24 protein-coding genes are annotated in these 24,472 nt (G+C 73.7%); 17 read left to right on the forward strand and 7 right to left on the reverse strand.

Features of this window, described 5'->3' with window-relative positions; translation table 11 throughout:
- The first annotated feature begins 236 nt into the window (after nucleotides 1-236).
- Both ABZ570_RS17655 and ABZ570_RS17660 read left to right on the forward strand, forming a co-directional pair.
- Complete coding sequence (locus ABZ570_RS17655) at nucleotides 237-1,628, forward strand: hypothetical protein (RefSeq protein ID WP_358064195.1); 1,392 nt, start codon at nucleotides 237-239, stop codon at nucleotides 1,626-1,628.
- Nucleotides 1,629-1,849: 221 nt separating this feature from the next.
- On the forward strand, nucleotides 1,850-2,983 hold the full coding sequence (locus ABZ570_RS17660; protein WP_358064072.1) for a SigB/SigF/SigG family RNA polymerase sigma factor: 1,134 nt from the start codon (nucleotides 1,850-1,852) through the stop codon (nucleotides 2,981-2,983).
- A 69-nt stretch (nucleotides 2,984-3,052) separates the two neighbouring features.
- Here ABZ570_RS17660 and ctaD read toward each other — a convergent pair whose 3' ends face one another.
- The 5 genes from ctaD to ABZ570_RS17685 all read right to left on the reverse strand — a co-directional run bounded on the left by ctaD (nucleotide 3,053) and on the right by ABZ570_RS17685 (nucleotide 8,746).
- Nucleotides 3,053-5,056 (reverse strand): cytochrome c oxidase subunit I, encoded by a 2,004-nt coding sequence (gene ctaD, locus ABZ570_RS17665; protein WP_358064075.1) that lies wholly within the window; start codon nucleotides 5,054-5,056, stop codon nucleotides 3,053-3,055.
- Nucleotides 5,057-5,145: 89 nt separating this feature from the next.
- Entirely contained in the window at nucleotides 5,146-5,877 is a 732-nt protein-coding gene (locus tag ABZ570_RS17670) for an ATP-binding protein (protein WP_358064078.1), read from the reverse strand.
- A gap of 90 nt (nucleotides 5,878-5,967) precedes the next feature.
- Nucleotides 5,968-6,432: a DUF4383 domain-containing protein gene (locus tag ABZ570_RS17675; protein ID WP_358064081.1), complete on the reverse strand. Its 465-nt coding sequence runs from the start codon at nucleotides 6,430-6,432 to the stop codon at nucleotides 5,968-5,970.
- A 156-nt stretch (nucleotides 6,433-6,588) separates the two neighbouring features.
- Nucleotides 6,589-7,743: a glycosyltransferase gene (locus ABZ570_RS17680; protein ID WP_358064084.1), complete on the reverse strand. Its 1,155-nt coding sequence runs from the start codon at nucleotides 7,741-7,743 to the stop codon at nucleotides 6,589-6,591.
- 22 nt (nucleotides 7,744-7,765) lie between these two features.
- On the reverse strand, nucleotides 7,766-8,746 hold the full coding sequence (locus ABZ570_RS17685; protein WP_358064198.1) for a glucosyl-3-phosphoglycerate synthase: 981 nt from the start codon (nucleotides 8,744-8,746) through the stop codon (nucleotides 7,766-7,768).
- A gap of 227 nt (nucleotides 8,747-8,973) precedes the next feature.
- Here ABZ570_RS17685 and ABZ570_RS17690 point away from each other — a divergent pair, with 227 nt between their 5' ends.
- From ABZ570_RS17690 to ABZ570_RS17715, 6 genes are all read left to right on the forward strand, one after another.
- Nucleotides 8,974-10,020: a Gfo/Idh/MocA family oxidoreductase gene (locus tag ABZ570_RS17690; protein ID WP_358064087.1), complete on the forward strand. Its 1,047-nt coding sequence runs from the start codon at nucleotides 8,974-8,976 to the stop codon at nucleotides 10,018-10,020.
- Complete coding sequence (locus ABZ570_RS17695; RefSeq protein WP_358064090.1) at nucleotides 10,013-11,101, forward strand: zinc-binding dehydrogenase; 1,089 nt, start codon at nucleotides 10,013-10,015, stop codon at nucleotides 11,099-11,101. Before ABZ570_RS17690 ends, ABZ570_RS17695 begins: the two co-directional genes overlap by 8 nt.
- Nucleotides 11,102-11,238: 137 nt before the next feature.
- Nucleotides 11,239-13,533, forward strand: coding sequence for an accessory Sec system translocase SecA2 (gene secA2 / locus ABZ570_RS17700; protein ID WP_358064093.1), 2,295 nt, complete (start codon nucleotides 11,239-11,241; stop codon nucleotides 13,531-13,533).
- A gap of 187 nt (nucleotides 13,534-13,720) precedes the next feature.
- Nucleotides 13,721-14,461, forward strand: coding sequence for a GAF and ANTAR domain-containing protein (locus tag ABZ570_RS17705; protein WP_358064096.1), 741 nt, complete (start codon nucleotides 13,721-13,723; stop codon nucleotides 14,459-14,461).
- Between the two features lie 75 nt (nucleotides 14,462-14,536).
- Nucleotides 14,537-15,043, forward strand: coding sequence for a DUF2231 domain-containing protein (locus tag ABZ570_RS17710; RefSeq protein WP_358064099.1), 507 nt, complete (start codon nucleotides 14,537-14,539; stop codon nucleotides 15,041-15,043).
- An 80-nt stretch (nucleotides 15,044-15,123) separates the two neighbouring features.
- On the forward strand, nucleotides 15,124-15,882 hold the full coding sequence (locus tag ABZ570_RS17715; protein WP_358064102.1) for a class I SAM-dependent methyltransferase: 759 nt from the start codon (nucleotides 15,124-15,126) through the stop codon (nucleotides 15,880-15,882).
- A 108-nt stretch (nucleotides 15,883-15,990) separates the two neighbouring features.
- Here the strand turns inward: ABZ570_RS17715 and ABZ570_RS17720 are convergent, their stop codons facing one another.
- A complete protein-coding gene (locus ABZ570_RS17720; RefSeq protein WP_358064105.1) occupies nucleotides 15,991-16,938 on the reverse strand; it encodes a DUF3500 domain-containing protein in 948 nt (315 codons plus the stop codon).
- Nucleotides 16,939-17,012: 74 nt separating this feature from the next.
- Here ABZ570_RS17720 and ABZ570_RS17725 point away from each other — a divergent pair, with 74 nt between their 5' ends.
- The 9 genes from ABZ570_RS17725 (at nucleotide 17,013) to ABZ570_RS17765 (ending at nucleotide 23,100) form a co-directional block, all read left to right on the forward strand.
- Nucleotides 17,013-17,390 (forward strand): signal peptidase I, encoded by a 378-nt coding sequence (locus tag ABZ570_RS17725; RefSeq protein WP_358064108.1) that lies wholly within the window; start codon nucleotides 17,013-17,015, stop codon nucleotides 17,388-17,390.
- A gap of 118 nt (nucleotides 17,391-17,508) precedes the next feature.
- A complete protein-coding gene (locus ABZ570_RS17730; RefSeq protein ID WP_358064111.1) occupies nucleotides 17,509-17,961 on the forward strand; it encodes a cysteine dioxygenase family protein in 453 nt (150 codons plus the stop codon).
- Nucleotides 17,962-18,003: 42 nt separating this feature from the next.
- Nucleotides 18,004-18,495, forward strand: coding sequence for a rhodanese-like domain-containing protein (locus ABZ570_RS17735; RefSeq protein ID WP_358064114.1), 492 nt, complete (start codon nucleotides 18,004-18,006; stop codon nucleotides 18,493-18,495).
- 130 nt (nucleotides 18,496-18,625) lie between these two features.
- Entirely contained in the window at nucleotides 18,626-19,120 is a 495-nt protein-coding gene (locus ABZ570_RS17740) for a winged helix-turn-helix domain-containing protein (protein ID WP_358064200.1), read from the forward strand.
- A gap of 303 nt (nucleotides 19,121-19,423) precedes the next feature.
- On the forward strand, nucleotides 19,424-20,029 hold the full coding sequence (locus tag ABZ570_RS17745; protein ID WP_358064117.1) for a winged helix-turn-helix domain-containing protein: 606 nt from the start codon (nucleotides 19,424-19,426) through the stop codon (nucleotides 20,027-20,029).
- Between the two features lie 86 nt (nucleotides 20,030-20,115).
- Nucleotides 20,116-20,760, forward strand: a complete 645-nt coding sequence (locus ABZ570_RS17750) for a uridine kinase (protein WP_358064120.1) — start codon at nucleotides 20,116-20,118, stop codon at nucleotides 20,758-20,760.
- A 296-nt stretch (nucleotides 20,761-21,056) separates the two neighbouring features.
- A complete protein-coding gene (locus tag ABZ570_RS17755) occupies nucleotides 21,057-21,455 on the forward strand; it encodes a TraR/DksA C4-type zinc finger protein (protein WP_358064123.1) in 399 nt (132 codons plus the stop codon).
- 46 nt (nucleotides 21,456-21,501) lie between these two features.
- A complete protein-coding gene (locus ABZ570_RS17760) occupies nucleotides 21,502-22,374 on the forward strand; it encodes a DUF72 domain-containing protein (protein WP_358064126.1) in 873 nt (290 codons plus the stop codon).
- Nucleotides 22,375-22,671: 297 nt separating this feature from the next.
- Complete coding sequence (locus tag ABZ570_RS17765) at nucleotides 22,672-23,100, forward strand: DUF2267 domain-containing protein (protein WP_358064128.1); 429 nt, start codon at nucleotides 22,672-22,674, stop codon at nucleotides 23,098-23,100.
- A 51-nt stretch (nucleotides 23,101-23,151) separates the two neighbouring features.
- On the opposite strand, the gene ABZ570_RS17770 is transcribed toward ABZ570_RS17765, so the two are convergent.
- Complete coding sequence (locus tag ABZ570_RS17770) at nucleotides 23,152-24,402, reverse strand: MFS transporter (protein WP_358064131.1); 1,251 nt, start codon at nucleotides 24,400-24,402, stop codon at nucleotides 23,152-23,154.
- Between the last annotated feature and the right edge of the window lie 70 nt (nucleotides 24,403-24,472).

The raw sequence follows: 24,472 nt of genomic DNA on the forward strand, positions 1-24,472 counted from the left end.
GGCCGTCCCGGTACGACCCGAACCCGTCCCGCACTCCGGTTCCGGCCCCGCCCGGTGGCCCACGGCGGCCTCGACGTACCTGGGTGCGGTGCGTGGCTCGGACCCTGCCGCCGGACACCCGAGGATTGGGGCGGCCCGTGGGGGGATGCCCGTTTAGACCCGATAGGGACGGGAAGGCGGGCCGCGTGGTGAGCGAACGAGGCAAGGTGGGGCCGATACGCAAGGTGCCCGTGGGGCTGCCGACGGACCGTGCCGGCCTGGGCGGGGACCGGGTCGTGGCAGCGGGCAGCCCGGCCCGGGTCCTGGTGGCGGCGACGGTCCGGGCGCTGCGCGGCGACGACTGCGCCGACCTCGGCCACGCCACCCCGCTCGCCCGGTTCACCGGTGCGCCCGAGCCGGTGCGGCGGGCCGCCGCCGCCCGCGCCGCCGGCCGGCTCGCCCTGACCCCGGAACAGGTCACCGAGGTGGACGCCGAGCGGGTGGCGGCCTGGATCGTCGACCAGTACCCGGCCCGCCAGTGGCCGGGGGTGCTGCTCGGTTCGCCGCACGGCGCGGCGGCCCACCTGGCGGTGGCGCTGGGCGTGCCGTGGCTGCCCGCCGCGTTCGAACTGGCGGTGCACTGGACCCGCGGCGCCGTGGACCGGCCCCGGGCCGCGCTCGACCACGGTGCCGCCGTCGCCGGCCGGCTGCTCGCCGGCAACCGGAACGTGCACGTCCGCCAGGTGCACTGTCCGGCCAGCCGGGGCGCGTCGGCCGGCGCGACCGCGGCCCTCGCGGTGCGGTGGCGCGCCCTGCCCGGGGCGTACGCCCGGTTCGTGGCCGAACAGCTGGCCCCCGGCGCGCCGGTGCTGCTGCTGCACGACGCTCGCACCTGGCCGGTGCTGGACGAGGGGCGGGGGCACAGCTTCCAGGTCGGCTCCCCGGCCAGCGGGCTCGATCCGGTCGACTTCCACCCCGACGGGCCCGCGCTGCGCCAGGTGCTCCGCTCGGTCGGCGGCGACGGGGCGCGCTGGGAGGCGCCGGACGTCTCGTGCCCGGCGGCGTACGCCGAGAACGGGGTGGAGCCCGGTTTCGAACACAGTGCCCGGTACTGGGCCGGCCGGCACGGGCATCCCCTGCACCGGGTCCTCGTCCCGCAGCCCGACGCGTTGAGCGCCGCCACCGCCGACGTATACCGGCGTTGGCTGCGTCGGGCCGGCAAGACCGGTGACCGCCTGGTGGTGGAGTGCGGTCGGCTGCTGGACCCGTGGCAGGTGATCCGGGCCGGCCTGGTGCCGTACTGGTGCGAGAACGCGACCCGGCGTCGGGTGGAGGGGGTGGAGTGGTGGCTCGCCGGCAGCGAGCCGTTCAGCTCGGTGGACGTGCTGCCGGAGCCGCCCGGCGTCCGGTCGCCGGCGCTCGCGGGCCTGCCGCAGTGGCTCGCCGTGGCCGGCTTCGGGCTACGCCGCCGGGCCCTGGACCGGGGGGCCGCCCGCGGGTACCCGGTCGCCTCGGTGCCGACCCGGCGGGCCACGGAGGTGTTGCGCAACCAGCCGTACGACCTGCCGGTCCCGCCGCCGCTGCGGATGGCCGAGGCCCTCGCGGCGCTCCGGGACGCGGGCGCCCACCAGGGGCTACTGGTCTCCTGACCGAACCCGCCGAAACATCCTCACGATCCTGCGGTCCGTGATTGAGTACCTACGGAGCGGGAACACCGCTGGCTGCGAAGACGGCCCACGACGCCGTGCGGCGGGCTGCCGCCGCTCCTGGCGTTCCGTCACGTAACCCACTTCCGGCCCGGTGCGTGGCCAGACCACGCGCACGACCGGTTTCCCGATCCGGGCGGGGGACCTTCCTGAGGGAGGCGCGGATGTTCGGACAGACCACCACACCCACACCACCACCGACCGAACGGGGTCTGGAGGACCTCGACGCGGCGGCTCTGGCGTACGCGGCACGGATCGAAGGGCTTCCGCCCGAGCGGCGGCAGGAGGCACGGGACGACCTCGTCCGCTTCGCGCTGCCCTTCGCCGGGCGGCTGGCCCGCCGTTACCGGGGCCGCGGCGAGCCGCTGGAGGACCTGGAGCAGGTGGCCCGCCTCGGCCTGGTCAACGCCGTCGACCGGTACGACCCGGAACGGGGCTCCTTCACCGCGTACGCGGCGATCACCATCGTCGGGGAGATCAAGCGGCACTTCCGGGACCGCACCTGGGGCGTGCACGTGCCGCGTCGGCTGCGCGACCTGATCCTGGAGGTGGGGCAGGCGACCGCGGCGCTGACCAGCGAGCTGTCCCGGGCGCCCACGGTCGCCGAACTGTCCGAGCGGCTGGAGACGCCGGAGGAGGAGATCCTCGCCGCGCTGGAGTCGGCCGCCGGCTACAGCCCGGCCTCGCTGAACGCGCCGGTCGGCGGGGAGAGCTCCGCCGAGTTCGGTGACCTGGTCGGCGAGTCGGACAGCGCTCTGGAGTCGGTCGACGACCGGGTCACCGTCAGCGGCCTGCTGCACCGGTTGCCCTGGCGGGAGCGGCGGATCCTGGCCATGCGCTTCTACGGCAACCAGACCCAGGCGGAGATCGCCGCCCGGTTCGGCATCTCCCAGATGCACGTCTCCCGCCTGCTGTCCCGGGCGTTGACCTGGCTGCGGCAGGCGATGCTCGCCGACGCCCCGCCGCCCTGGCAGAACGGCGCGGCCGAGACCGAGCCGACGAAGGCGAGGATCTCGGTCAAGCAGAACGGCGACCGGGTGGTCGTCGAGGTCGGCGGGGAGGTCGACCGGGACGGCGCGGACCAGCTCCGCCGGGCGATGCTGGAGGCGGTGACCGGGCAGCCCCGAGAGGTGGTGGTCGACCTGGTCGGCGCGGGCGGCTTCGACGCCGGCGGGATCGCCGCGCTGATGGCCGGCCGGGACGCCGCCGCCCGCACCGGTGTGCCGCTGCGGCTGACCCGGGTGCAGCCGGCCGTCCGCCGTTCACTCGCCGCGGCCGGCCTGCCGGCGGCCGACTGACCATTCGTCCGCCGTCCCGGCCCGTACGCGAGCACGGGCCGCCGGCCCGTGCTCGCGGTGTTCCTCCCGTCACTGCTCCGGGGTGTCCCCGTGGCCGCGCGGGTGTCGCCACCGGTCGTTCTCCTGCGGTGCCCGCTGCGCGCCCAGGATGGTCTCCTCCGGCTCGTCGGTCTCCTCGAAGCTGGGCCGGCGGATCTCCTCCGGCTCCGGAACGTCGACCGGCCGGGCGCCAGACTGCGGCGCGGGGTGGTACTCGACGGCCTCGCGGGCGCCGTGCGCGCCCTCGGCGGCCGGCGACTCCGGAACCTGCGGCACGTGGTGCAGTTCCTCGATGAAGTGCTGCGGCGGTTTGGTGGTGCGTTGCGGCAGGTCGCGACCGAGGTCGGCGACGAGAGGACCGTACTTGGCGTCGAAGGCCGGCCGCTCGGAGCGGATCCGCGGCATCCGGTCGAAGTTGCGCAGCGGCGGCGGGCAGGTGGTGGCCCACTCCAGCGAGTTGCCGAAGCCCCAGGGATCGTCCACGGTGACCCTCGCCCCGTACCGCCAGGACTTCCAGACGTTGTAGATGAAGAACAGCGTGGACGCGCCCAGGACGAACGAGCCGATCGTGGAGACCTGGTTCAACACGGTGAAGCCGTCGCTGGGCAGGTAGTCGGCGTACCGGCGGGGCATGCCCTCGTTGCCGAGCCAGTGCTGCACCAGGAACGTCCCGTGAAAGCCCAGGAACATCGTCCAGAAGTGCATCTTGCCCAACCGTTCGTCGAGCAGTCGCCCGGTCATCTTCGGGAACCAGAAGTAGATCCCGCCGAAGGCGGCGAACACGATCGTGCCGAAGAGCACGTAGTGGAAGTGCGCCACCACGAAGTAGGTGTCGGTCACGTGGAAGTCCGCCGGTGGGCTGGCCAGCAGCACCCCGGTCAGACCGCCGAAGAGGAAGGTGACCAGGAAGCCGACGGCGAAGAGCATCGGCGTCTCGAAGGTGATCTGCCCCTTCCACATGGTGCCGATCCAGTTGAAGAACTTGACCCCGGTCGGCACCGCGATGAGGAAGCTGAGGACGCTGAAGAACGGCAGCAGCACCTGCCCGGTGCCGAACATGTGGTGTGCCCAGACACTCATCGACAGCACGGTGATCGCGATGGTGGCGAGCACCAGACCGGTGTAGCCGAAGATCGGCTTGCGGGAGAAGACCGGGATGATCTCGGTGATGATGCCGAAGAACGGCAGCGCCACGATGTAGACCTCGGGGTGCCCGAAGAACCAGAACAGGTGCTGCCACAGCATCGGCCCGCCGGTGGTCGGGTCGAAGACGTGCGCGTGCAGGAGCCGGTCCGCGCCGAGGGCGAGCAGCGCGGCGGCCAGCAGCGGGAAGACCAGGATCACCAAAACGCTGGTGAGCAGCAGGTTCCAGGTGAAGATCGGCATCCGGAACATGGTCATGCCGGGGGCGCGCAGGGTCACGATCGTGGTGATCATGTTGACCGCGCCGAGGATCGTGCCGAGACCCGAGATGACCAGGCCGACGAACCACAGGTTTCCGCCGACCCCCGGGCTGTGCTGCCAGTTGCTCAGCGGCGTGTAGGCGAACCAGCCGAAGTCGGCGGCGCCGCCCGGGGCGATGAAGCCACCGACCACCAGCGATCCGCCGAAGAGATACAGCCAGTACGCGAAGGAGTTCAGCCGGGGGAACGACACGTCCGGCGCGCCGATCTGCAGCGGCACGATGTAGTTGCCGAAGCCGAACACCATCGGGGTGGCGAAGAGCAGCAGCATGATCGTGCCGTGCATGGTGAACGACTGGTTGTACTGCTCGGGGGAGAGGAACTGCATCCCCGGCTCGGCCAGCTCGGCCCGCATCAGCAGCGCGAGCACCCCGCCGATCAGGAAGAAGATGAACGAGGTGCCGAGGTAGAGCAGGCCGATCACCTTGGCGTCGGTCGTGCCGAGCAGCTTGATCAGCGAGTTGCCCTTGATCGCCTCCCGGACCGGGCCGGGATAGCCGCCGAAGTGGGCGGGCGCGAGGATGGCGGGCCCCCGGTCCCGTGGCGGTTCCGTGACTACCCGCTTGGGCATAGCTCTCACCCCGTCGTGGACGACAGAAAGGGACGGGCAGGCCTACCCGGCCCTCTACCCATAAAACCAGGCGAGAGCGGAAAATTCGGTCAGTTCGCCGGTAGCATCGCCCAGATGACCTTGCCGGCGCCGGCCGGCGCGCTTCCCCAACGCTGGGTCAGCTCGCGGACCAGCATCAGCCCGCGCCCGCCCTCGGCCCGCGGGTCACGGCTCGTCACCGCGCACGCGTCGGCCGGGCAGCCGTCCATCACGGCCACCCGCAGGTACGGCCGGCGCAGGGTCAGCGTCACCTGCATCGGGGTTCCCGCGTGCCGGACCACGTTGCCGACCAGTTCGGTGAGCACCAGCGAGGCCGGGCCGACCAACTCGGGGATGTTCCACCGGCCGCACGCGTCGGCCACCAGCTCCCGAGCCCGCCGGCAGGCACCGGCGACTGGCTCCAGCCGGGCCCGCAGCCGAGGCGCCGCCGCCGCACCCGCCAGCGCGGTCGCCTCGGCCCGGTCGGGGCGGACCGGAACCACCCGGCAGGCCGTCGTCTCCGCGAGCCAGGCGGCGGCGGCCGGTGGCGGGGCGCAGAGCACCACCGGCACGGCGGGCCAGTCGGCCGCCCGCCGAGCGGCGGCCGCGAAGACGGACAGTGCCAGCCGGTCCGCCACGGCGAGCCGCTCCAGGTCGACCACGAGCGCGTCCGGCTGGGTGGCCAGGCAGCGCTCCAGCACGGTGTGCACCGACCGCATCGTGACCAGGTCGAGCTCGCCGGCGAGCCGTACCGCGGTGACCCACGGCTCCTCGCGGACCTCACAGCTGATCCGGGTCGACATCAGGCCCTCGCCTCCGTCACGTCGGAAGCCTGCGAACTACCCGCCACCAGGACGGGCGAAACCGGGACCGATCCGCCCACCCGACGCTGGTCAGCGGCGGTTCCCGTTACGGACGGTGAACAGCCCGAGCGCGATCATCCCGATGCCGAGGCCGAAGTGCAGCCAGTTGTCGGCGAGATTGACCGGGATGAAGTTCGCGTCGGTGCCGCGGTTGATCACCAGTCCGTAGAGCCAGAGCACGACGTAGATCGCCCCGCCGCCGACCAGGAAGGTGCGGGCACTGGAAACCGTTCGGGACATCGCCAGACCGGCGACGCCGAAGAACAGGTGCACGAAGTTGTGCAGCACCGAGACCTGGAACACCCCGAACAGCTCGGCGCCCGATCCGTGCCCGGCCCAGTAGAGCTCGTGGAAGTTGCTGGTGATCCCGGGGATGAAGCCGAGCACCCCGACGAGCAGGAAGGCCACCCCGACGGTCGCGGAGGCCTGGCGCGCCGGGGCACGCCCCTCGGCCGGGTTGCGCCGCCCGCGCGAGTGCGCCATCGCGTTCGTCATGGCCGACCTCCTCAGCGGACCCCCCAGGGTCGGGCGGCTTACCCCGTGTCACCGGCGGCAAACGCAGCCGGCCCGACCGCGCGGATCACCGCCGGGCGGCGACGGCAGCGGAGCAGCCACGGCCACGTCGGGTGCCGGCGACCGTCACCTACCGGCTCAGGCCGGTAGGAGCGGACGCCCGGCGAGCCGGCGGACCTGTTCGTACCGGCTGACGTACTTCTCGGCCATCACGGCCGGGGTGAACCGGCTGGCCGCCTCGCGGCGGCACTCGGCCGGGTCGAGCAGGCCGGCCGCCAGCACCAGCTCGCCCAGCTCCTCCTCGTCGCCGGTGAGCAGACCGGTGCGGCCGTGCTCGATCAGCTCCGGCAGGCAGCCGCGGCCGACGGCCACCACCGGGGTGCCGAGGGAGAGCGCCTCGACCACCGCGGTGCCGCCCGGCTCCTCCCAGCGCAGCGGGAAGAGGGCGGCCCGCGCCCGGGCCAGCAGCTCGTCCCGCTCCCGGCCGGCGACCGTGCCGACCCAGCGGACCAGGTCGCCGTCGACGTACGGGGCCACCTGGTCGTGGAAGAACCGCACGTCCGGGTTCTGTCGGGCCTCGTCGCCCGCCGCGGCGAGGTCCTCCGGCCGGTGGTACGGCCCGACCGGGCCGGCGAGCACCAGCGGGAAGCCGACCTGCCGCGCCAGCCGGGCACCCAGGTCCTGCCCCTTGCCCGGGTTGACCCGGCCCAGCACGACCACGTGGTCGCCCTTCTCCACCGGGGGCCGGCGGTCGGCGTCGACCGCCAGCGGCGTGGACAGGTGTACGTGCCCGACCGAGTGTTCCCGCAGCGCGCGGGGCGCCCGGGCCAGCTGCGCCGCGGAGACCCCGTTGACCCGTACCCGGTCGCCGCCGTCGAGGTTGCCGTAGAGCTCCGGATGCTTGGCCAGGTCCCAGTGCAGGGTGTGCAGCACCGGCGGGCCGTCGGGCCCCATCGCCGCCATGGTGGCCAGCCCGACCGCCTCCACGTGGTCGTGCACCAGGTCGATGTCGTCCCGGGTGTGCAGCGCCCGCACCACCCCGTTGAGGTGTGCCTGGGACACCCCGCAGACCTGGTTGTACGGCCGTTGCAGGGCGTGGAACTGCCCGTCGGGGAAGACCGAGATCTTCTCGTCGACCGGCAGGGTGCTGGTCTCCACCGAGGCGAGCACCACCCGCACGCCGAGTCGGCGCAGCTCCGGCACCAGGGTGGCGATCACGTTCTCGATCCCGCCGTAGCCGGGTGGCGGCACGGACAACCAGGGACCCGCGTTCATCAGTACCGTGAGGCTCATCGGGCCCGGCCCCTTCCCCCGGTCACGCCGCCACCGGCCGCCGGGGCACCCGGTGCCGCAGCTGCGCCAGCGGCGGCCGCTCCTCGATCGAGACGTCGCTGACCACGATCTCCCGCTCCAGGTTCGGCAGCGCGTCCGAGCCGCCCCGCCGGAACTGGGTCAGCAGGGCCGCCGGCACGGTGCCCGGGCTCGCCCAGCCCCGCCGCTGCAACCGGGTCCAGGCGGTCAGCAGGATCTGCGCGGACATCCGGCCCAGGGCCGCGGTGTCCTGGTGGCGGTGCTTGCGCTCCCCCAGGTCCACCTGGGCCAGGGCGTCCAGCCCGACCAGCTCCAGCAGGTCGATCAGCATGGCCGTCTCCACGCCGTACCCGGAGACGAACGGCACCTGCTCCAGCACGTCGCGGCGGCCGGCGTACTCGCCGGCGAGCGGCTGCACGAAGCCGGCCAGCTCCGGCCAGAAGAGGTTGAGCAGCGGGCGGGCCGTCAGCTCGGTCACCCGACCGCCGCCGTCGGCCTCCACCCCGGTCGCCCTGACGAGCGGCCGATGGTAGAAGCCCTTGACGAACTCGACCGACGGGTCGGTCAGCAGCGGGCCGACCAGGCCGGTGACGAAGTGCGGGCGGAACTCGTGCAGGTCGGCGTCGACGAACGCGACCACGTCCCCCTCGGCCGCCGCCAGCCCGGCCCAGAGCGCGTCGCCCTTGCCGGTCAGCCGCGGCAGCCCCCGGGTCATCGCGTCCTGGCTGACCACCTCCGCGCCGGCCGTCCGGGCCACCTGGGCGGTCCGGTCGGTGGACCGGGAGTCCACCACGAGCAGCTCGTCCACCAGCGGGACCCGGTCCATCAGGTGCTCCCGGATCGTCGACACGATGGCGCCGACGGTGGCCTCCTCGTTGCGCGCCGGCAGCACCACGCTGACCCGGCTGTCGCCCTTGGCCGCCAGCAGCCGCCGTACCGGCCAGTCCTCGGCCGACGTGGTGCGGTACGTGGCCCATGCCTCCACCACCGGTGACACGATCGCTTCTGACTCCCGCAACTGGCACACCCCCAGGTCGTGGTGGAACGCGGGACGGGGATTCCCCTGGTTCCCCGCGCTAACCGGATCATGCCTGACAGGCTGCTCACGACCGCCGCAGCGGCGGGCTCCCCGTGGGTGAGGGTTTGATTGCGCGCCGACCCGGGGAGAGCTGACGACAGCCTTCGGGTCGACGCGGCGAGGGGGACGAGGCGATGCGTACGTGCCGGGTGGGACTGGTCGGTGCCGGCGGGGTGGCGCGACGCCATGCCCGGGTGCTGACCGGCTTCGAGGACGTGGAGCTGCTCGGGGTGACCGATGTCGCCCCGGACGCGGCGCGGGCGCTGGCCGGCGCGCACGGCGGCCGTGCCTTCCTGGACGTGGCGGACCTGCTCGCCGCCGGCCCCGACGCGGTGTACGTGTGCGTGCCGCCGTTCGCCCACGGCCCGGTGGAGGAGCTGGTGATCGAGGCCGGCGTGCCGATGTTCGTGGAGAAGCCGGTGGCGCTGGACCTGGAGACCGCGGAGCGGATCGCGGCGCTGGTCGCGCAGCGGGGACTGCTCACCGCGGTCGGCCACCACTGGCGCTACCTGCACGTGGTGGGGCAGGCCCGGGAGCTGCTGGCCGACCGCCCGGTGCGGATGGTCAACGGGGCCTGGCTGGACAAGGTGCCACCGGTGCCCTGGTGGGCCCGGTGCGACCGCTCAGGCGGCCCGGTCGTCGAGCAGGCCGCGCACGTGCTGGACCTGGTCCGGCTGCTGGCCGGCGAGGTGGCCGAGGTGACGGCGTACGGCGACGGCAGCCCGCCGCCGGTGGCGGGCGCCGACATCGACTCGGTCACCGCGGCCACCCTGCGCTTCGCCAGCGGCGCGGTGGGCACCCTCGCCGCCGCCTGTGTGCTGGGCTGGAAGCACCGGGCCGGGCTGGAGATCCTCGCCGACGGGGTGGCGCTGTCGCTGGCCGAGGACGGCCTGCTGATCCGCGACAACGCCGGGGAGCGGCAGCTGCCCGCCGACCCGGACGGCGCCCGGGTGGCCGTCGACCGGGCGTTCGTCGACGCCGTCCGGGGCGTCGGCGACGACGTCCGGGTCCCGTACGCCGAGGCGCTGCGTACCCAGCGGCTCGCCGTCGCGGTGGCCGAGTCGGCCCGGACCGGGCGAAGCGTGGCGCTGCCCACCGGACCGGCCGCGGGGCTCACCGCGCCGGTCGCCGGCGCGGCACCGGCCGAGGCGACCCTGCCGGGGGTGACCATCGATGCGTGACCGGGTGGTGGTGGTCAGCGGACCGGGCAGGATTGAGCTGGTCGAGCAGGAGGCGGCCGAGCTGCGCGCGGGCACCTTCCGGGTGGAGACCCGCTACAGCGGCGTCTCCGCCGGCACCGAGCTGAGCTACGTCAAGGGCACCAACCCCTACCTGAACGTCACCTGGAACGCCGACCTCGGGCTCTTCCAGCCGGGCGTGGCGAGCGCCCCGTACCCGGTGACCCGGCTCGGCTACATGCAGGTCGGCCGGGTGGTGGAGAGCCGCACCCCGGCGGTCGCCGTGGGCGCGGTGGGGGCGATGACGTACGGCCACCGCAGCGGGTATGTGGCCGACCCCCTCGCCGAGCGCTTCGTCCCGCTGCCCGACGACCTCGACCCGCTGCTCGGCGTCTACGTCGCGCACATGGGCCCGATCTGCGCCAACGGCCTGCTGCACGCCGCCGCGGACCTGTACGGCACCGACGTACGCTCGCTCGGCGACGGCGTCCGCGGCCGGCGGGTGGCGGTGGTCGGCAGCGGGGTGGTCGCCCTGCTCACCGCGCTCTTCGCCCGACGGCACGGCGCCGCCTCGGTGGTGGTGCTCGATCCCACCCCGACCCGGCGGGAGGTGGCCGAGGCGCTCGGCCTCGAGACCCTGGACCCGGCGGCGGACGACCCGGCGGTGGTGCTGAAGACCCGCTGGCACCACGCCGCCGGCGACCGGGGTGCCGACGTGGTCTTCCAGTGCCGGGGCCAGGCGTGGGCGTTGCGGCTCGCGCTCCGCCTGCTGCGCCCCCAGGGCGCCGTGATCGACCTGGCCTTCTACCAGTCCGGGGCGGACGAGGTCCGGTTCGGCGAGGAGTTCCACCACAACGGGCTGTCGCTGCGCTGCGCCCAGATCGGGCGGGTGCCCCGGGGGCTCGCCCCCACCTGGGACCGGGAGCGGCTCTCCGCGGAGACCATCGAGCTGCTCCGGCAGTACGGGGACCTGGTGCGCGAGCACCTCGTCACGGCGGTGGTGCCCCTCGACGAGGCCCCGGCCCTGCTGATCGATCTGGCCGAGCGCCGCCGGCAGGAACTCCAGGTGATCCTCAGCGGCTGAGCCGGGGAACCAGCTCGCCGGATGGCGCCGATCAGACCGGCTCTGAGCTGCGGAAACGGGCATGGAGTCGGACACCGGGCGAGACCCTCGCCGGGCGGGGGTCACAATCGGCTCCGGTTCGCGTACCGTTGCCGCTCATGGGTGTGTCGCAACGGTTGAAGAGCAGGTTCCGGCGGTTCCTCCAGCGCCCGGGGACGACGGTCGACCTGGCCCCGCTGGAGAAGCTGCTGCCGGCCATCGAGGCCCGCGAGGCGGAGCTGGAGAAGCTCACCGACGCCGAGCTGACCGAGGCCGCCGGGCAGGCGCAGGGGTACGAGGAGATCTGCGCCATCGGCCGGGAGGCGGCCCGCCGCGGCCTCGACCAGCGGCCGTACGACGTCCAGCTGCTCGGCGCGATGGCCCTGCTCTCCGGCAAGGTCGCGGAGATGGCCACCGGTGAGGGCAAGACGCTCACCGCGACCGTCGCCGCGTACGGGCACGTCCGGATGGGCAACGGCCCGGTGCACGTGCTCACCGTCAACGACTACCTGGCCCGCCGCGACGCGGAGTGGATGGGGCCGGTGTACACGCTGCTCGGGCTCACCGTCGGGTGGGTCAACGAGGCCTCCACCCCCGAGGAGCGGCGCGCCGCGTACGCCTGCGACGTCACCTACGTCTCGGTCAGCGAGGCCGGCTTCGACTTCCTCCGCGACCAGCTCGCCACCGACCTCGACGACCGGGTGCAGCCGGCGCTGCAGACCGCCATCGTCGACGAGGCCGACTCCATCCTCATCGACGAGGCCCGGGTGCCGATGGTGCTCGCCGGCGCGGTCGCCGGCGAGCAGGACCCGGTGCACGCGGCCGCCGCGCTGGTCCGCGGCCTGCGCAAGGGCAAGCACTACACGATCGCCGAGGACGGCCGCAGCGTCGCCTTCACCTCGGCCGGCCTGGCCACCGTCGAGGCCAAGCTCGGTGGCATCGACCTGTACGACGAGGAGCACGTCGGGCAGCTCTCCGCGGTCAACGTGGCGCTGCACGCGCACGCCCTGCTGCACCGGGACGTGGACTACATCGTCCGGGAGGGCTCGGTCGAGCTGATCGACGAGATGCGCGGCCGGGTGGCCCAGCGCCGCCGCTGGCCGGACGGGCTGCAGGCCGCGGTCGAGGCGAAGGAGGGCCTGGACGCCACGGCGGAGGGCGAGGTGCTGGGCACCATCGCCGTGCAGGCGTTCATCACGCTCTACCCGAAGGTCTGCGGGATGACCGCGACCGCGGTGCTCGTCGGCGACCAGCTGCGCGAGTTCTTCAACCTCGAGGTGGCGGTGATCCCGCCGAACACCCCGTGCATCCGCGAGGACGAGCCGGACCGGATCTACGCCACCCGGGCGGAGAAGGAAGAGGCGCTGATCGACGAGATCAGGCGCTGCCACGAGGCGGGTCGCCCGGTGCTGGTCGGCACCCTCGACGTGAAGGAGTCGGAGGGACTCGCGGCCGGCCTGCACGCCGCCGGGGTGTCCTGCGTGGTCCTCAACGCCAAGAACGACGACGAGGAGGCGGCGATCATCGCCGAGGCCGGTGCGTACGGCGCGGTGACCGTCTCCACCCAGATGGCCGGCCGCGGCGTCGACATCCGCCTCGGCGGCAGCGACCAGGCCGACCGGGAGCGGGTGGCCGACCTCGGCGGCCTCTACGTGATCGGTAGCGGCCGGCACGACAGCCGCCGGGTCGACGACCAGCTGCGCGGCCGGGCCGGCCGGCAGGGCGACCCGGGCGGGTCGGTCTTCTTCGTCAGCCTGGAGGACGACCTCGTCGTCCGGCACGCCGGCGACACCGTCCCGGCGTCGCCCCGGATGAACGCCGACGGCCTGGTCACCGACCCGCAGGTCGACTACGCGGTGGAGCACGCCCAGCGGGTCGCCGAGGGCGTCAACCACGAGATCCACCGCAACACCTGGCGCTACAGCGTGGTGATCGAGCAGCAGCGCAAGGCCCTCGCCGAGCGGCGGGAGCGGCTGCTGACCAGCGACATCGCCGCGCTGATGCTGCTGGAACGCTGCCCGGAGAAGGCCGGCGAGATGGACGAGGACCTGCTCGCCGACGTGGCCCGGAAGATCGCGCTCTACCACCTCGACCGGCTCTGGGCCGAGCACCTGGCCGAGCTCTCCGAGGTGCGCGAGGGCGTGCACCTGCGGGCGCTGGGCCGGCTCGACCCGCTGGACGAGTTCCACCGCAGCGCCGTCCCGGCGTTCAACGCGCTCGTCCCCGAGATCGAGACGCGGACCATCGCCACCTTCGAGGAGACGGAGTTCGACGAGGGCTGGGAGCCGGACGCCGCGAAGCTGGTCCGGCCGAGCGCCACCTGGACGTACCTGGTGCACGACAACCCGTTCGGCTCGGAGCTGGACCGGCTGATCGCCTCGGTGGGCCGCCGGCTGATCTCCGGGTCCCGCTGACCGTCGGCAAAGGGGTCCCGCCCGGCGACGCCGCGCCGAAAGGGACCCCTTTGCACTGTTTCGAACCTGGTTTGCGAGGGTAGTAGGCCGGGGCTTCGAGTCAGGGAGAGCAGCGGATGGCACAGGCAATGGCGCCGGACGGGGACGTCGCGCGGTGGTACGCGGGAGTGGCGGGGGCCGTGGCCCGGTGAACCTCGACACGCGGGAGCCCATGTTCGACACGCTCGGAGTGCTGGAGACCGCCGCGCTGCTGCGCGAGCTGACCGCCGGCCTCATCGCCGTCGACGACTTCGACGAGGCGCTGGCCCGGCTGGTCCGCGTCGCGCGGGACGCCGTACCGCGGATCGACTGCTGCGGCTTCACCGCCCTGCGGGCCGGCGAGCCCGCCGGGGTGGCCGCCTCGGACGCCGGCCGCGCCGAGCTGGACGACCTCCGGCACGGCCCCGACACCCCGGCGATGACCGCCATCCAGCGCCGCGAGATGATCACCGCGCCCGACCTCGAGCGGGACGCGCGCTGGCCGGCGTGGGCCGGCCGGGCTCGCCGGCTCGGCGTGCGCGGCGTGATCTCCGCGCCGGTCGACGTGGACGAGCAGGTGATCGGCGCCATCAACCTGTACGCCGACTCCGCCGACGCGCTCACCACCCGGCACCAGCTCACCGCGATGCTCCTCGCCGAGCACGCCGGGCTGCTCCTCGCCGCCGTCCGGGACCGCCAGCGCCAGGCCGCCCGGGCCGATCAGCTCGACTCGTCGCTGCTGGGGGAGGGGGTGGTCGGGCAGGCCGTCGGCGTGATCATGACCCAGCGTGGCTGCCCGGCGCCGGAGGCGCTGGAGGTGCTCCGCACCGCCGCCTCCGCGTTGGACATCCCGCTGCGCGAGGTCGCCGAGCGGCTGGTCCTCACCGTCTCCCGACCTCGGGACAACTGACCGACACTCGTTTCACCCCGGTGGGGCCCGGGTAGCACCCTGGACTGGTGAGCCGTGCCGACCCGGGGAGGACCGATGGAGAGCCGACTGCGGGTGCAGGGCCACCCCATCCAACCGATGCTGGTGACCTTCCCGTTCGGACTCTTCGTCAGCGCGGCCGTCTTCGACCTGGCCGACGTCGCCGGCGGGCCCGCGTTCCTCGGCGAGGTGGGCTACTGGAGCGCCGTCGCCGCCCTGGTCGCCGCCGCGCTGGCCGCCGTCGCCGGCATGGTCGACCTGTGGGACGTGCGCGCCGACCGGACCCGCCGCACCGCGGTCACCTGCAACCTGGTCAACGCCGCGATGGCGGCGCTCTTCCTGCTCACCTGCCTGGTCCGGGCGGAGGCGCCGCAGCGCGGCGCGACCGGCGTCCAGTTGGCCATCGAACTGCTCGCGCTGGCCGTCGGGTCGGTCGGGGTGTGGCTCGGCGCCCGGCTGATCCGGCAGTTCGACCGGCCCCCGGCCGCCGAGCCGACCGGCTTCGAGGCGCTCGCCGACCTGCCCGCCCCCACCGTGGAGATCATCCGCCCGCCGGCCGCCTGACCGCCCGCCCGGGAGTCGCCGTGGCGCCCGGGCGGGAAATCGCGTTGCTCCGGTCGCGGCCCGCGGCGCAGGCTCGGCGGATGAGCGCGGACCGTGACTTCGAGGAGCTGATCGCCGAGGGCGCTGCGGTGCCGGTCGAGGGCTGGGACTTCTCCTGGCTGGCCGGGCGGGCCAGCGAGGAGCGCCCGCCCTGGGGGTACGCCCGCCTGGTCGGCGCCCGGATGGCCACCGTGGACGCCGCGCTGGACGTCGACACCGGCGGGGGAGAGGTGCTGGCCGAGGTGCCCACTCCGCCCCCGCTGCTGGTCGCCACCGAGGCGTGGCCGCCGAACGTCGCGGTCGCCCGCCGTACGCTGCGCCGGGTCGGCGCCACCGTCGTCCAGGTGGCCGAGCGGTCGCCGCTGCCCTTTCGGGGCGCCTCGTTCGACCTGGTGGTCAGCCGACACCCGGTGGACACCCGGTGGGACGAGATCGCCCGGGTGCTGCGGCCCGGCGGCAGCTACCTCTCCCAGCAGATCGGCCCCGGCACCGTGCGCGAGCTGAGCGAGGCGATCCTCGGGCCGCTCCCACCGCCGGCCGCCCGTCACCCCGAGCAGGCGGTCGCCGCCGCCGAGGCCGCCGGGCTGACGGTGGTGGACCTGCGTACGGCCACCCTGCGGATGGTGTTCCACGACATCGCCGCGGTGGTCTACTTCCTGCGCAAGGTGATCTGGACGGTGCCCGGCTTCACCGTCGACCGCTACCGCGCCGAACTCCGCCGCCTGCACGACCGTATCCGCGCCGACGGCCCCTTCGTCGCCCACGCCCGCCGCTTCCTCATCGAGGCCCGCCACCCCTGACCCCACCCACCTACCCACCCACCGCCCGTCCGCCGGGCAGGCGTTGATCAAGGAGTTCGGGTCGGAGTTGATCTCCAATCAGACGCAAACTCCTTGATCGACCAGGGGTCAGTGGGGGGTGGTGCGGTGGGCGGCGAGGACGTCGGTGCCGAAGTCGCTGGCCGGGCGGCGCAGCACGGTGTGCGCGTGGTTGCCGTCGTCGGTGGTGTTGTCGTACTCGATCAGCAGGTCGTCGCCCTGGACCCGGTAGTAGTGCCGCTGGCCCGGGCGAATCGGGCCGGCCCAGGCGAAGTGCAGCTCCCGGCCGTCGAGCCGGCTCGCCTCGCGCGCGGACAGCTCGGGCGGGAGCCGGTCCAGGTAGAGCGCGACGAGCCGGTCGAGCAGCGCCCGCCCCGTCGGGGTGAGCCGGTCGCGGGGTACGCCGAGCGGGTCCAGCCGGTCCGGGGCGGTGGGCCGGGTGGCGCTGATGATGTCGGCCGGGGCCTCCTCGGCGATGATCGCCGCGGCCCGTCCGGCCGGCCCGAGCGCGTCCAGCAACTCGCGGGCCAGGTCCTCCTCCGGGCCCAGCGGCCGGGAGACCGGGCGGCCGGCGTGCCGGACGGTGGCCGGGTTGGCACCGAGGAAGAGCGGGGCGGGCGAGACCTGGTCGTCGACCACGGTCATGCTCACCGACAGGTGGTGTCCCTCGAACCGCCAGCCCCACCGGTCGTCCCGGACCGGGTCGCCGAACACGGCCACCCAGTAGTCGCCGCTGTGCCGGCCGCGCCGCCAGCCCTCCGCCCGGTCGAGCACCTCCTCCAGCGCGACCACCGCCATCGCCTGGGCGTACGCGGCCGGGCTGAGCGCGGTGGCCAGCAGCCGATGGGCGGCCTTGCGGGCGGTGACGTCCAGGTCGGCGAGGCTGACGCCGGGCCGGGGTCGGGGGCGGTACTCCAGCCAGCGGCGGGCGTCGACATCGTCGAAGTCGTGCCGGGCCAGCAGCCGCGCCGGCTCGTCGAGCGCCGCCAGCAACGCGCCGGCCGCCGCGCGCATCTGCTCGGGTACGGGATCCTCCACCGCCCCTGTATACCGGTTGGCCGGCTGCCCCGGGCCGCCCTGGTAGGTTGCCGAGCCGGCACGGGAGGGACGGAATGGACGATCGGGTGTACGTCGGGAAGGCGGCGGTGGACGGGGCGGCCGACGCGGGCTGGCTGCTCGGCCACTTCAAGCCACCCGGCGACGTGCGGCACAGCACCGAGGTCGAGGTGAAGTGGGGCGTGCACCCGGCCGGGGAGACCCGCTCGGCATGGGCGACGGGGGAGCGGCGTACGGCGCTGCTGGTGCTGATCAGCGGAGCGTTCCGGGTCGAGCTGCCGGATCGGACGGTGGTGCTGCGCGACCCGGGCGACTACGTGGTGTGGGGCCGTGGCGTGGACCATTCCTGGTACGCCGAGCGGGAGTCGGTGGTGCTCACCGTGCGCTGGCCCTCGGTGCCCGGCTACCGGGTGGCCCCGCCGGTGCGCCGCTGATCCGTGCCGGCCCGGATCCGGCCGTCCCAGCATTCGGTATTACCTACTAAACCTATAGGGTTAACCTCCTATGCTGAGGGGGCACGCGCCGACTCGTACCCGTGAGGACGACCCGCCGATGATCCGCACCGTCCAGTCCGACCTGCTCGCCGTCGCCGCCCGCTGGGCCGATCCGGCCGGCTGGCCGGTCCGGCTGCGCTTCGACCCGTCCGAGCGGTGGTACGCGCGGCTGGCCGCCGACGACGAGCACGAGGTGTGGGCGCTGAGCTGGTTGCCCGGTCAGGGCACCGACCTGCACGACCACGGCGGCTCCGCCGGGGCGTTCCTGGTCGTCGCCGGCACCCTCACCGAGGAGACGGTCAGCGGCGATCAACTGCGCCCGCACCGGCTCGCCGCCGGCGCCGGCCGGCGGTTCGGGGCCCGGCACGTGCACCTCGTCGCCAACCGCGGGGACCAATCGGCGGTCAGCGTGCACGTCTACCGGCCCGCGCTGCGCCGGATGACCCGCTACCACCTCGTCGCCGGGCAGCTCCTGGTCGCCGAGGTAGCCGAGGCCGGGGTCGCCTGGTGACCCGGCCCGTCCCCTGACCCAGCCGCACGGAAGGACCCGCCGATGCCGCACAACCCGACCCCGACCGAGTCCTGTCCGGTCCCGCCGCCCGGCTCCCAGGGGATCGACGAGATCCTCGCCGCCGCCCGTGCCCGGCTGCGCCGCCTCGATCCCGAGCAGGCCCACCTCGCCTGTCGGCGCGGTGCGCTGCTGGTCGACATCCGCCCGGCCGGCCAGCGCGCCGCGCACGGCACGGTCCCGGGCGCCCTCGTCGTCGAGCGCAACGTGCTGGAATGGCGCTTCGACCCACGCTGCCCGGCCCGGCTGCCCCAGGCCGTCGACTACGACGTGCCGGTGGTGGTCCTCTGCCAGGAGGGCTACACGTCCTCGCTGGCCGCCGCCGCGTTGCAGGACCTCGGTCTGCACCGGGCCACCGACGTGGTCGGCGGGTTCGCCGCCTGGCGGATCGCCGGCCTGCCCACCCTCGGCCCCACCCCACCGCTCCGACCCTCGTCCGCCGCGCCCCCGGTCACCGCCGGCCGGGTGCCTCGCTGACCGCTCCGCCACACCCGGCGGGGCGGGCGCGACCGCCAGCCCAGGAGGATCCATGTCCGTCGTCGCCCTGTCCCCCCGCCCGTACCGGCCCGGCCGGGCCGGACCGCCCCGCCCGCGCACCGGGCCGACCCTGACCATCACGCTCGACCTGGCCGCCGCCGCGTCGTCGCCCGGCCTGGCCCGCCTGGTCGAGGTGCTCGACGAACTCGCCGCGTCCGGTGCCGGGGTGCTGCGGCCCGATGACCACGAGCGGGCCCGCGCCGTGGCCGACCTGCCCCACGCGGCCATGCCGGCCGCACCGCAGGCCGCGGCCGAGGAACCCGACCCGGTACGCATCCTGGCCGGTACCCGGGTGGTCCGCCGCGGCGGCGAGCAGATCCCGCTGACCCGGATCGAGTACGACCTGCTGCTGTTCCTCGCCGAGCATCCCCGCCAGGTGTTCACCCGGCTGCAACTGCTCACCAACGTCTGGGGGTACGAACACGCGGTGGCGCGCACCGTGGACGTCCACGTGCGTCGGTTGCGGGCCAAGCTCGGCGCCGACACGCCCCTGGTGACCACCGTGTACGGGGTCGGCTACCGGCTCGCCGACGAGGCGCGCGTCCTCGTCGACCGCGACGCCTGAGCGGCCCCGCGGCACACCGCGCGGCGTACCCGGCCACGGGTGCGCCGCGCTCGTGTGTCCGGTACGACCGCCATTCGCCGCCCTGCCCGGAATCGGGCGGGGACCCCCCGTAACGGGTCATCTCGCCGCTCTGCTGTAATCATGTGACTCGTACGCAGAGCGAGCACCTGGCTCCGATGCGTTCGCCAATTGTCACATTCATGCAACGTAGCCGCCCCTTGACCCTCGCTCGGGCGCCGGGAAGCATCGATGGAGCGGCGTTCCCGGGGCCGTGGGGAAAACCCGGACCAGCCAAGGAGGACAATGTCCGTCAGCCCCGCCTCGTCGCGCGCCGGATGGCATACGTCCCAACCCGCGGTTCCCGGTCGTCCCCCCGGCGGCCAGCGTCGGCCCGTCCCCAGCACGCCGGTGCTCACGGTCACCCTCAACATCCCACTGGCCTGTGAGGAGTCGCTGAGCCCGGCCGCCCGACGCCTGTTGGAGGCCGCCCGCGAGCTGCTGGAACACGGCGAGGCGGTGATCTCCGGCGGGCCTGGCCCGGCGGACCGCCGGCCCGACCCGGTGCCGGCCGGGCGGTCCCCGGCCCGGCCCCTCGCGCCGGCCATCCCGACCCTGCACATCCTGGCCGCTTCCCGGTCCGTGCTGCGCGACGGCGAGCCGCTGCCGCTCACCCGGCTGGAGTTCGACCTGCTGCTGCACCTGGTCGCCCATCCCCGCCGGGTGTTCACCCGGTTGCAGCTGCTCAACGCCGTGTGGGGCTACGAGCACGCCGGCGTCCGCACCGTCGACGTGCACGTGCGCCGGCTGCGCGGCAAGGTCGGCGTGGACGTCCCGCTGGTCACCACCGTCTACGGCGTCGGCTACCGGCTCGCCGACGACGCGCGCGTCACGATCGACCGCACCGGCTGACCGCCCGGCCGCCGCGAGCAGCCCCGACCGGGGCGTGGCGCGGGGCCCGGCGCGGTCGCGGCCCGGTGGGCGGGCACGATGGTCGGGTGCGTGTCCGTCCGATCAGTCCCGAGCGCCTCGTCACCGAGCTGGCCGACCGGCTCGCCGGCACCCTCGTACCCGGCCGGCTGCGGGTCGCGGTCGACGGTCCGCCCGCCGCCGACCCGGACGCCCTCGCCGTCGCCCTGGTCGATCCGCTGCGCGCCGCGGGGCGTCCGGTGCTGCACGTACGGGCCGCGGACTTCCTCCGGCCCGCCTCCGTCCGCCTCGAACACGGCCGGACCAATCCCGACGCGTACTACGCGGGCTGGCTCGACGAGGCCGGGCTGCGCCGGGAGGTGCTCGACCCGGCCGGCCCGGACGGCTCGGGGCGGCTGCTGCCGTCGCTCTGGGACGCCGACGCCGACCGGGCCAGCCGGGCGGCGTACGTCGAGCTGCCGCCCGGCGGGGTGGTGCTGGTCAGTGGGCCGCTGCTGCTCGGCGGCGGGCTGCCGTTCGACGTCACCGTGCACCTGGAGCTCTCCCCGGCCGCGCTGGACCGGCGGACCGACTCCGCCCTGCGCTGGACCCTGCCCGCCTTCGCCCGCTACGCCGACGAGGTGGCCCCCGCCTCCTTCGCCGACGTGGTGGTGCGGGCCGACGACCCACGCCACCCGGCTCTGGTCGAGGCCGGCCGACCCGATCCCGGCTGACCCGGGCCTTCGGCTGGACGGCCGGCCCGCCGACCCGGACACTGCGCCCGGATCCGCCCTGCCGATCCCGGTACCGCCCGCGGCGGGCCCGAGCGTGACATCCGGGGCCGGACCGGCCGACGCAAGGGAGCACGAACGCCGGCAAACAGCCCGCAAAGTCCCCGGTTTGAGCCGGAGCGGGGACGGGTAATCGCCCGGCTCACAGAGCCCGGGTGATCCACCCGGGCACCCATCGGAGTTCATCCGGGGCGCTCGCCGCCCCGGATCGGCATGAGGCGCCAGAAAGGCAGGCAGCGATGCTCGTCCACGACACGACAGCCACGGGCCGCTCCCAGGCGGAGGTCGACCAGATCCGGCAGTCCCTGCAGTCGCGCTACGACGAGCTGACCGCGGAGTACGAGCAGGCCGTGCTGCAGAGCCAGGTGCTGCGGCTGGTCGAGATCGGCGACACCGCCGGCGACGACCAGGCCGACAGCGGCACCAAGACCGCCGAGCGGGACACCGCCCAGTCGCTGCTGCGCAGCATCCTGGACCGGCGCGCCCAGTTCGAGCACGCGCTCACCCGGCTCGAGGAGGGCACGTACGGCTTCTGCGAGGGCTGTTCCGCGCCGATCCCGGTGGAGCGGCTGGAGATCTTCCCGTCCGCCACGTCCTGCGTGTCCTGCAAGCAGAACCGGGAGCGGCGGGCGGCCTGAGCGGCCCCGGGTTGCCGGTCGGTTCCGGACGCGGTGGACTCGCCGCATGGGTGAGATCAAGGTGGGCACCGCCTCCTGGACCGACCGGACCCTCCTCGACTCCGGCTGGTACCCGCAGACCGCGGACACGCCGGAGCAGCGGCTGGCCTACTACGCCCGGCAGTTCCCGCTGGTCGAGGTGGACGCCACCTACTACTCGCCGCCGGCCGAGCGGACCGCGCGGCTGTGGGTGGAGCGCACCCCGCCCGGCTTCACCTTCAACGTCAAGGCGTTCAGCCTGCTGACCGGCCACCCCACCCGGGTCGGCGCGCTCTATCAGGATCTGCGTCCGCAGACGGAGAAGCGCAACATCTACCCGGACGACCTGCCACCGCAGGCGTACGAGGAGGTCTGGGCGCGTTTCCTGTCCGCCCTCGATCCGCTGGCCGAGGCGGGCCGGCTCGGCGCGCTGCTGTTCCAGTTCCCGCCCTGGTTCACCATCAGGCGGGACAACAAGCAGTACCTGCTGGAGGTGGCGCGGCGGTGCGCCCCGCTGCGCCCGGCCTTCGAGTTCCGGCACGCCTCCTGGTTCGCCGGGGACAACGCCGACGAGACGCTCGCCTTCCTGCGGCAGCACGAGCTGGCGTACGTCTGTGTCGACATGCCCCAGGGGCACCGGTCGTCCGTACCGCCGGTGCTGGCGGCCACCGCGGACCTCGCGCTGGTCCGCTTCCACGGCCACAGCGCCAAGTGGACCAGCAAGGACATCCACGAGAAGTTCGGCTACGACTACTCGGACCGGGAGCTGCGCGACTGGGCGCCGAAACTGCGCGAACTGGCCGGCGCGGCCGAGCAGACCCACGTGCTCATGAACAATTGCTACCGCGACTATGCGCAGCGCAACGGCCAGCGGTTGCAGGCGCTGCTCGGTGCGGGCTGAGACGGGGTTTCACCCGGTCGGGGTGAGGCCGGCTCACCCGCTCCCCGGACAGTCTGGACGGTGTGCGCGGTCCGTCGTCGACGCGGCCGCCAGGCCGACAGGAGGTGTGGGCCATGGTTCGGGTGGTATCGGATCCACGCCGTGGCGGGGTGCTGCACGTGGTCGGGCAGTCCGGCAGCCCCCGGCGCGGCGAGCGGCCCGGTCGGTTCAGTCCGGCCCGGCAGTGGCGGGGGCCCAGCGGGCCGCCGCGACGCACAGACGACCGACGGTGGGAAACCGACCTACGGGGGTGGGCAGATGGCTGAGCAGCTGAGTACCGCGATTGAGTCCTCCATCGAGAAGACCAACCTGATCCTCAAGGACATCGAGCAGGCCTACGGGTGGCCGAAGTCGCAACGCAACCAGTCCTACTGCGCCCTGCGTACGGTGCTGCACCTGCTGCGCGACCGGATGCCGGTGCAAGAGGGCGCCGAGTTCGCCCAGCAGTTGCCGCTGGTGCTGCGCGGCATCTACTTCGACGGCTGGCAGCCGATGGACGCGCCGGTGAAGCTGAACCGGGACGATTTCCTGTTCGAGGTACGGCAACGCTTCCCGTACGACGTCGAGGGCGGCACCGAGCGGGTGGTGCAGGTGGTGCTGGACGCCCTGAGCCGGCACGTCACCCCGGGTCAGTGGCAGGACGTGAAGGACAACATGCCGAAGGACCTGGTGCAGAACTTTCCCTGATCGACGGTCCCGACCGGCCCGCCCCACCATCGGTGGAGCGGGCCGTCCGCGTCAACCCGGACGCGGTACCCGCGCCATTTCCCGGTCCACGACCGTCGCGCGGTGGCCCAGGTGGGCCCGTTTGGGCAGCAGGAGCGGGGTGGCGAGGAGGAGAACGCCGGAGCTGGTGATCGCGGCGAGGGGACTGGTGAGTGTGGCGAGGACGCCCCAGATCACCGTGAGGGCGGCCTGCACGAGTTTGCTGCTGACACTCCACGCGCTGAGGACTCGGGCGGCATGGTCCGCGGGCGTCCGTTGCAGGCGTTCTGTGGCGTGGATCGGGTTGAAGATGCCCATGCATGTGATGAGCAGGCCCTCGACGATGATCACGGTGAGGAGCCCGGTGAGGCCGGGATGGAGGAACGCGAGACCGAGCGGGAAGAGTGATCGCAACCAGCCGGACACGGTCATGACCCGGTGCCGGCCGTAGCGTTGCACGAGGCGTGCGGAGAGGCGGGCGCCCACGAAGCCGCCGAGCGCCGGGATGCTGAAGGCAAGACCGTACTGCCAGGCCGGGAAGTGGTATTCGTCCAGCAGGAGGACGGCCAGGAGCGGGACGGTGGCCGTGATCAGGCCGCCGACCAGGATCGAGTTGAGGAAGAGGCGCAGTAGGGCGCGGTCGTGGAGGATGAACCGCCAGCCACCGAGAAGGTCGACTCCGCGCGACCCGGTGGCCGGATCGCGGGGTGCCGGGACGTCGCCTCCGCGGATGCGGAGGACCCCGAGCGCGGACAGCAGGTAGCTGAGCGCGTTGGCCATGACCGTGATGACCGGGCCGAGCAGCCCGATGAGCGCGCCGCCGAGGGGCGGTCCGGTCGCGGTCGCCACCCAGCTCGTGCCCTCGAATCTCCCGTTCGCGGTAAGCAGGTGGTCACCGCGGACGAGGTGTTTCAGGTACGCGCCCGACGCGGCGGTGAAGGCGATGCCGGCCGTTCCGGAGATGACCGAGACGACCACCAGTTGGCCGTAGGACAGCAGGCCGAGGACGTACGCGACCGGCACACTCGCCATCGCGAGGAACCGAGCCAGGTCCATCGCGATCATCACCCGACGCTTGGACCGGTGCTCGACCCACGGCCCGAGCGGGAACGCGATGATCGCCGCGACGGCAAGCCCCGCTGCCTCCAGAAGCGACACCGCGAATGCCGACGAGCGCAGCACTCGAACCGCGATGAGCGGGAACGCTCCGAAGGCGATCCACGTGCCGTACGTGCTGACGGCGTAGGCCGACCACAGCCAGCCGAAACTGGACCCCAACCTCACGCGCACACGACTCCTCCGCAACAACCGACGTTCGGGTCCCGGAATCACATCGGCTACGCGCGAGCAGGAT

Source organism: Micromonospora sp. NPDC007271, from assembly GCF_040634005.1.
Classification (GTDB): domain Bacteria; phylum Actinomycetota; class Actinomycetes; order Mycobacteriales; family Micromonosporaceae; genus Micromonospora.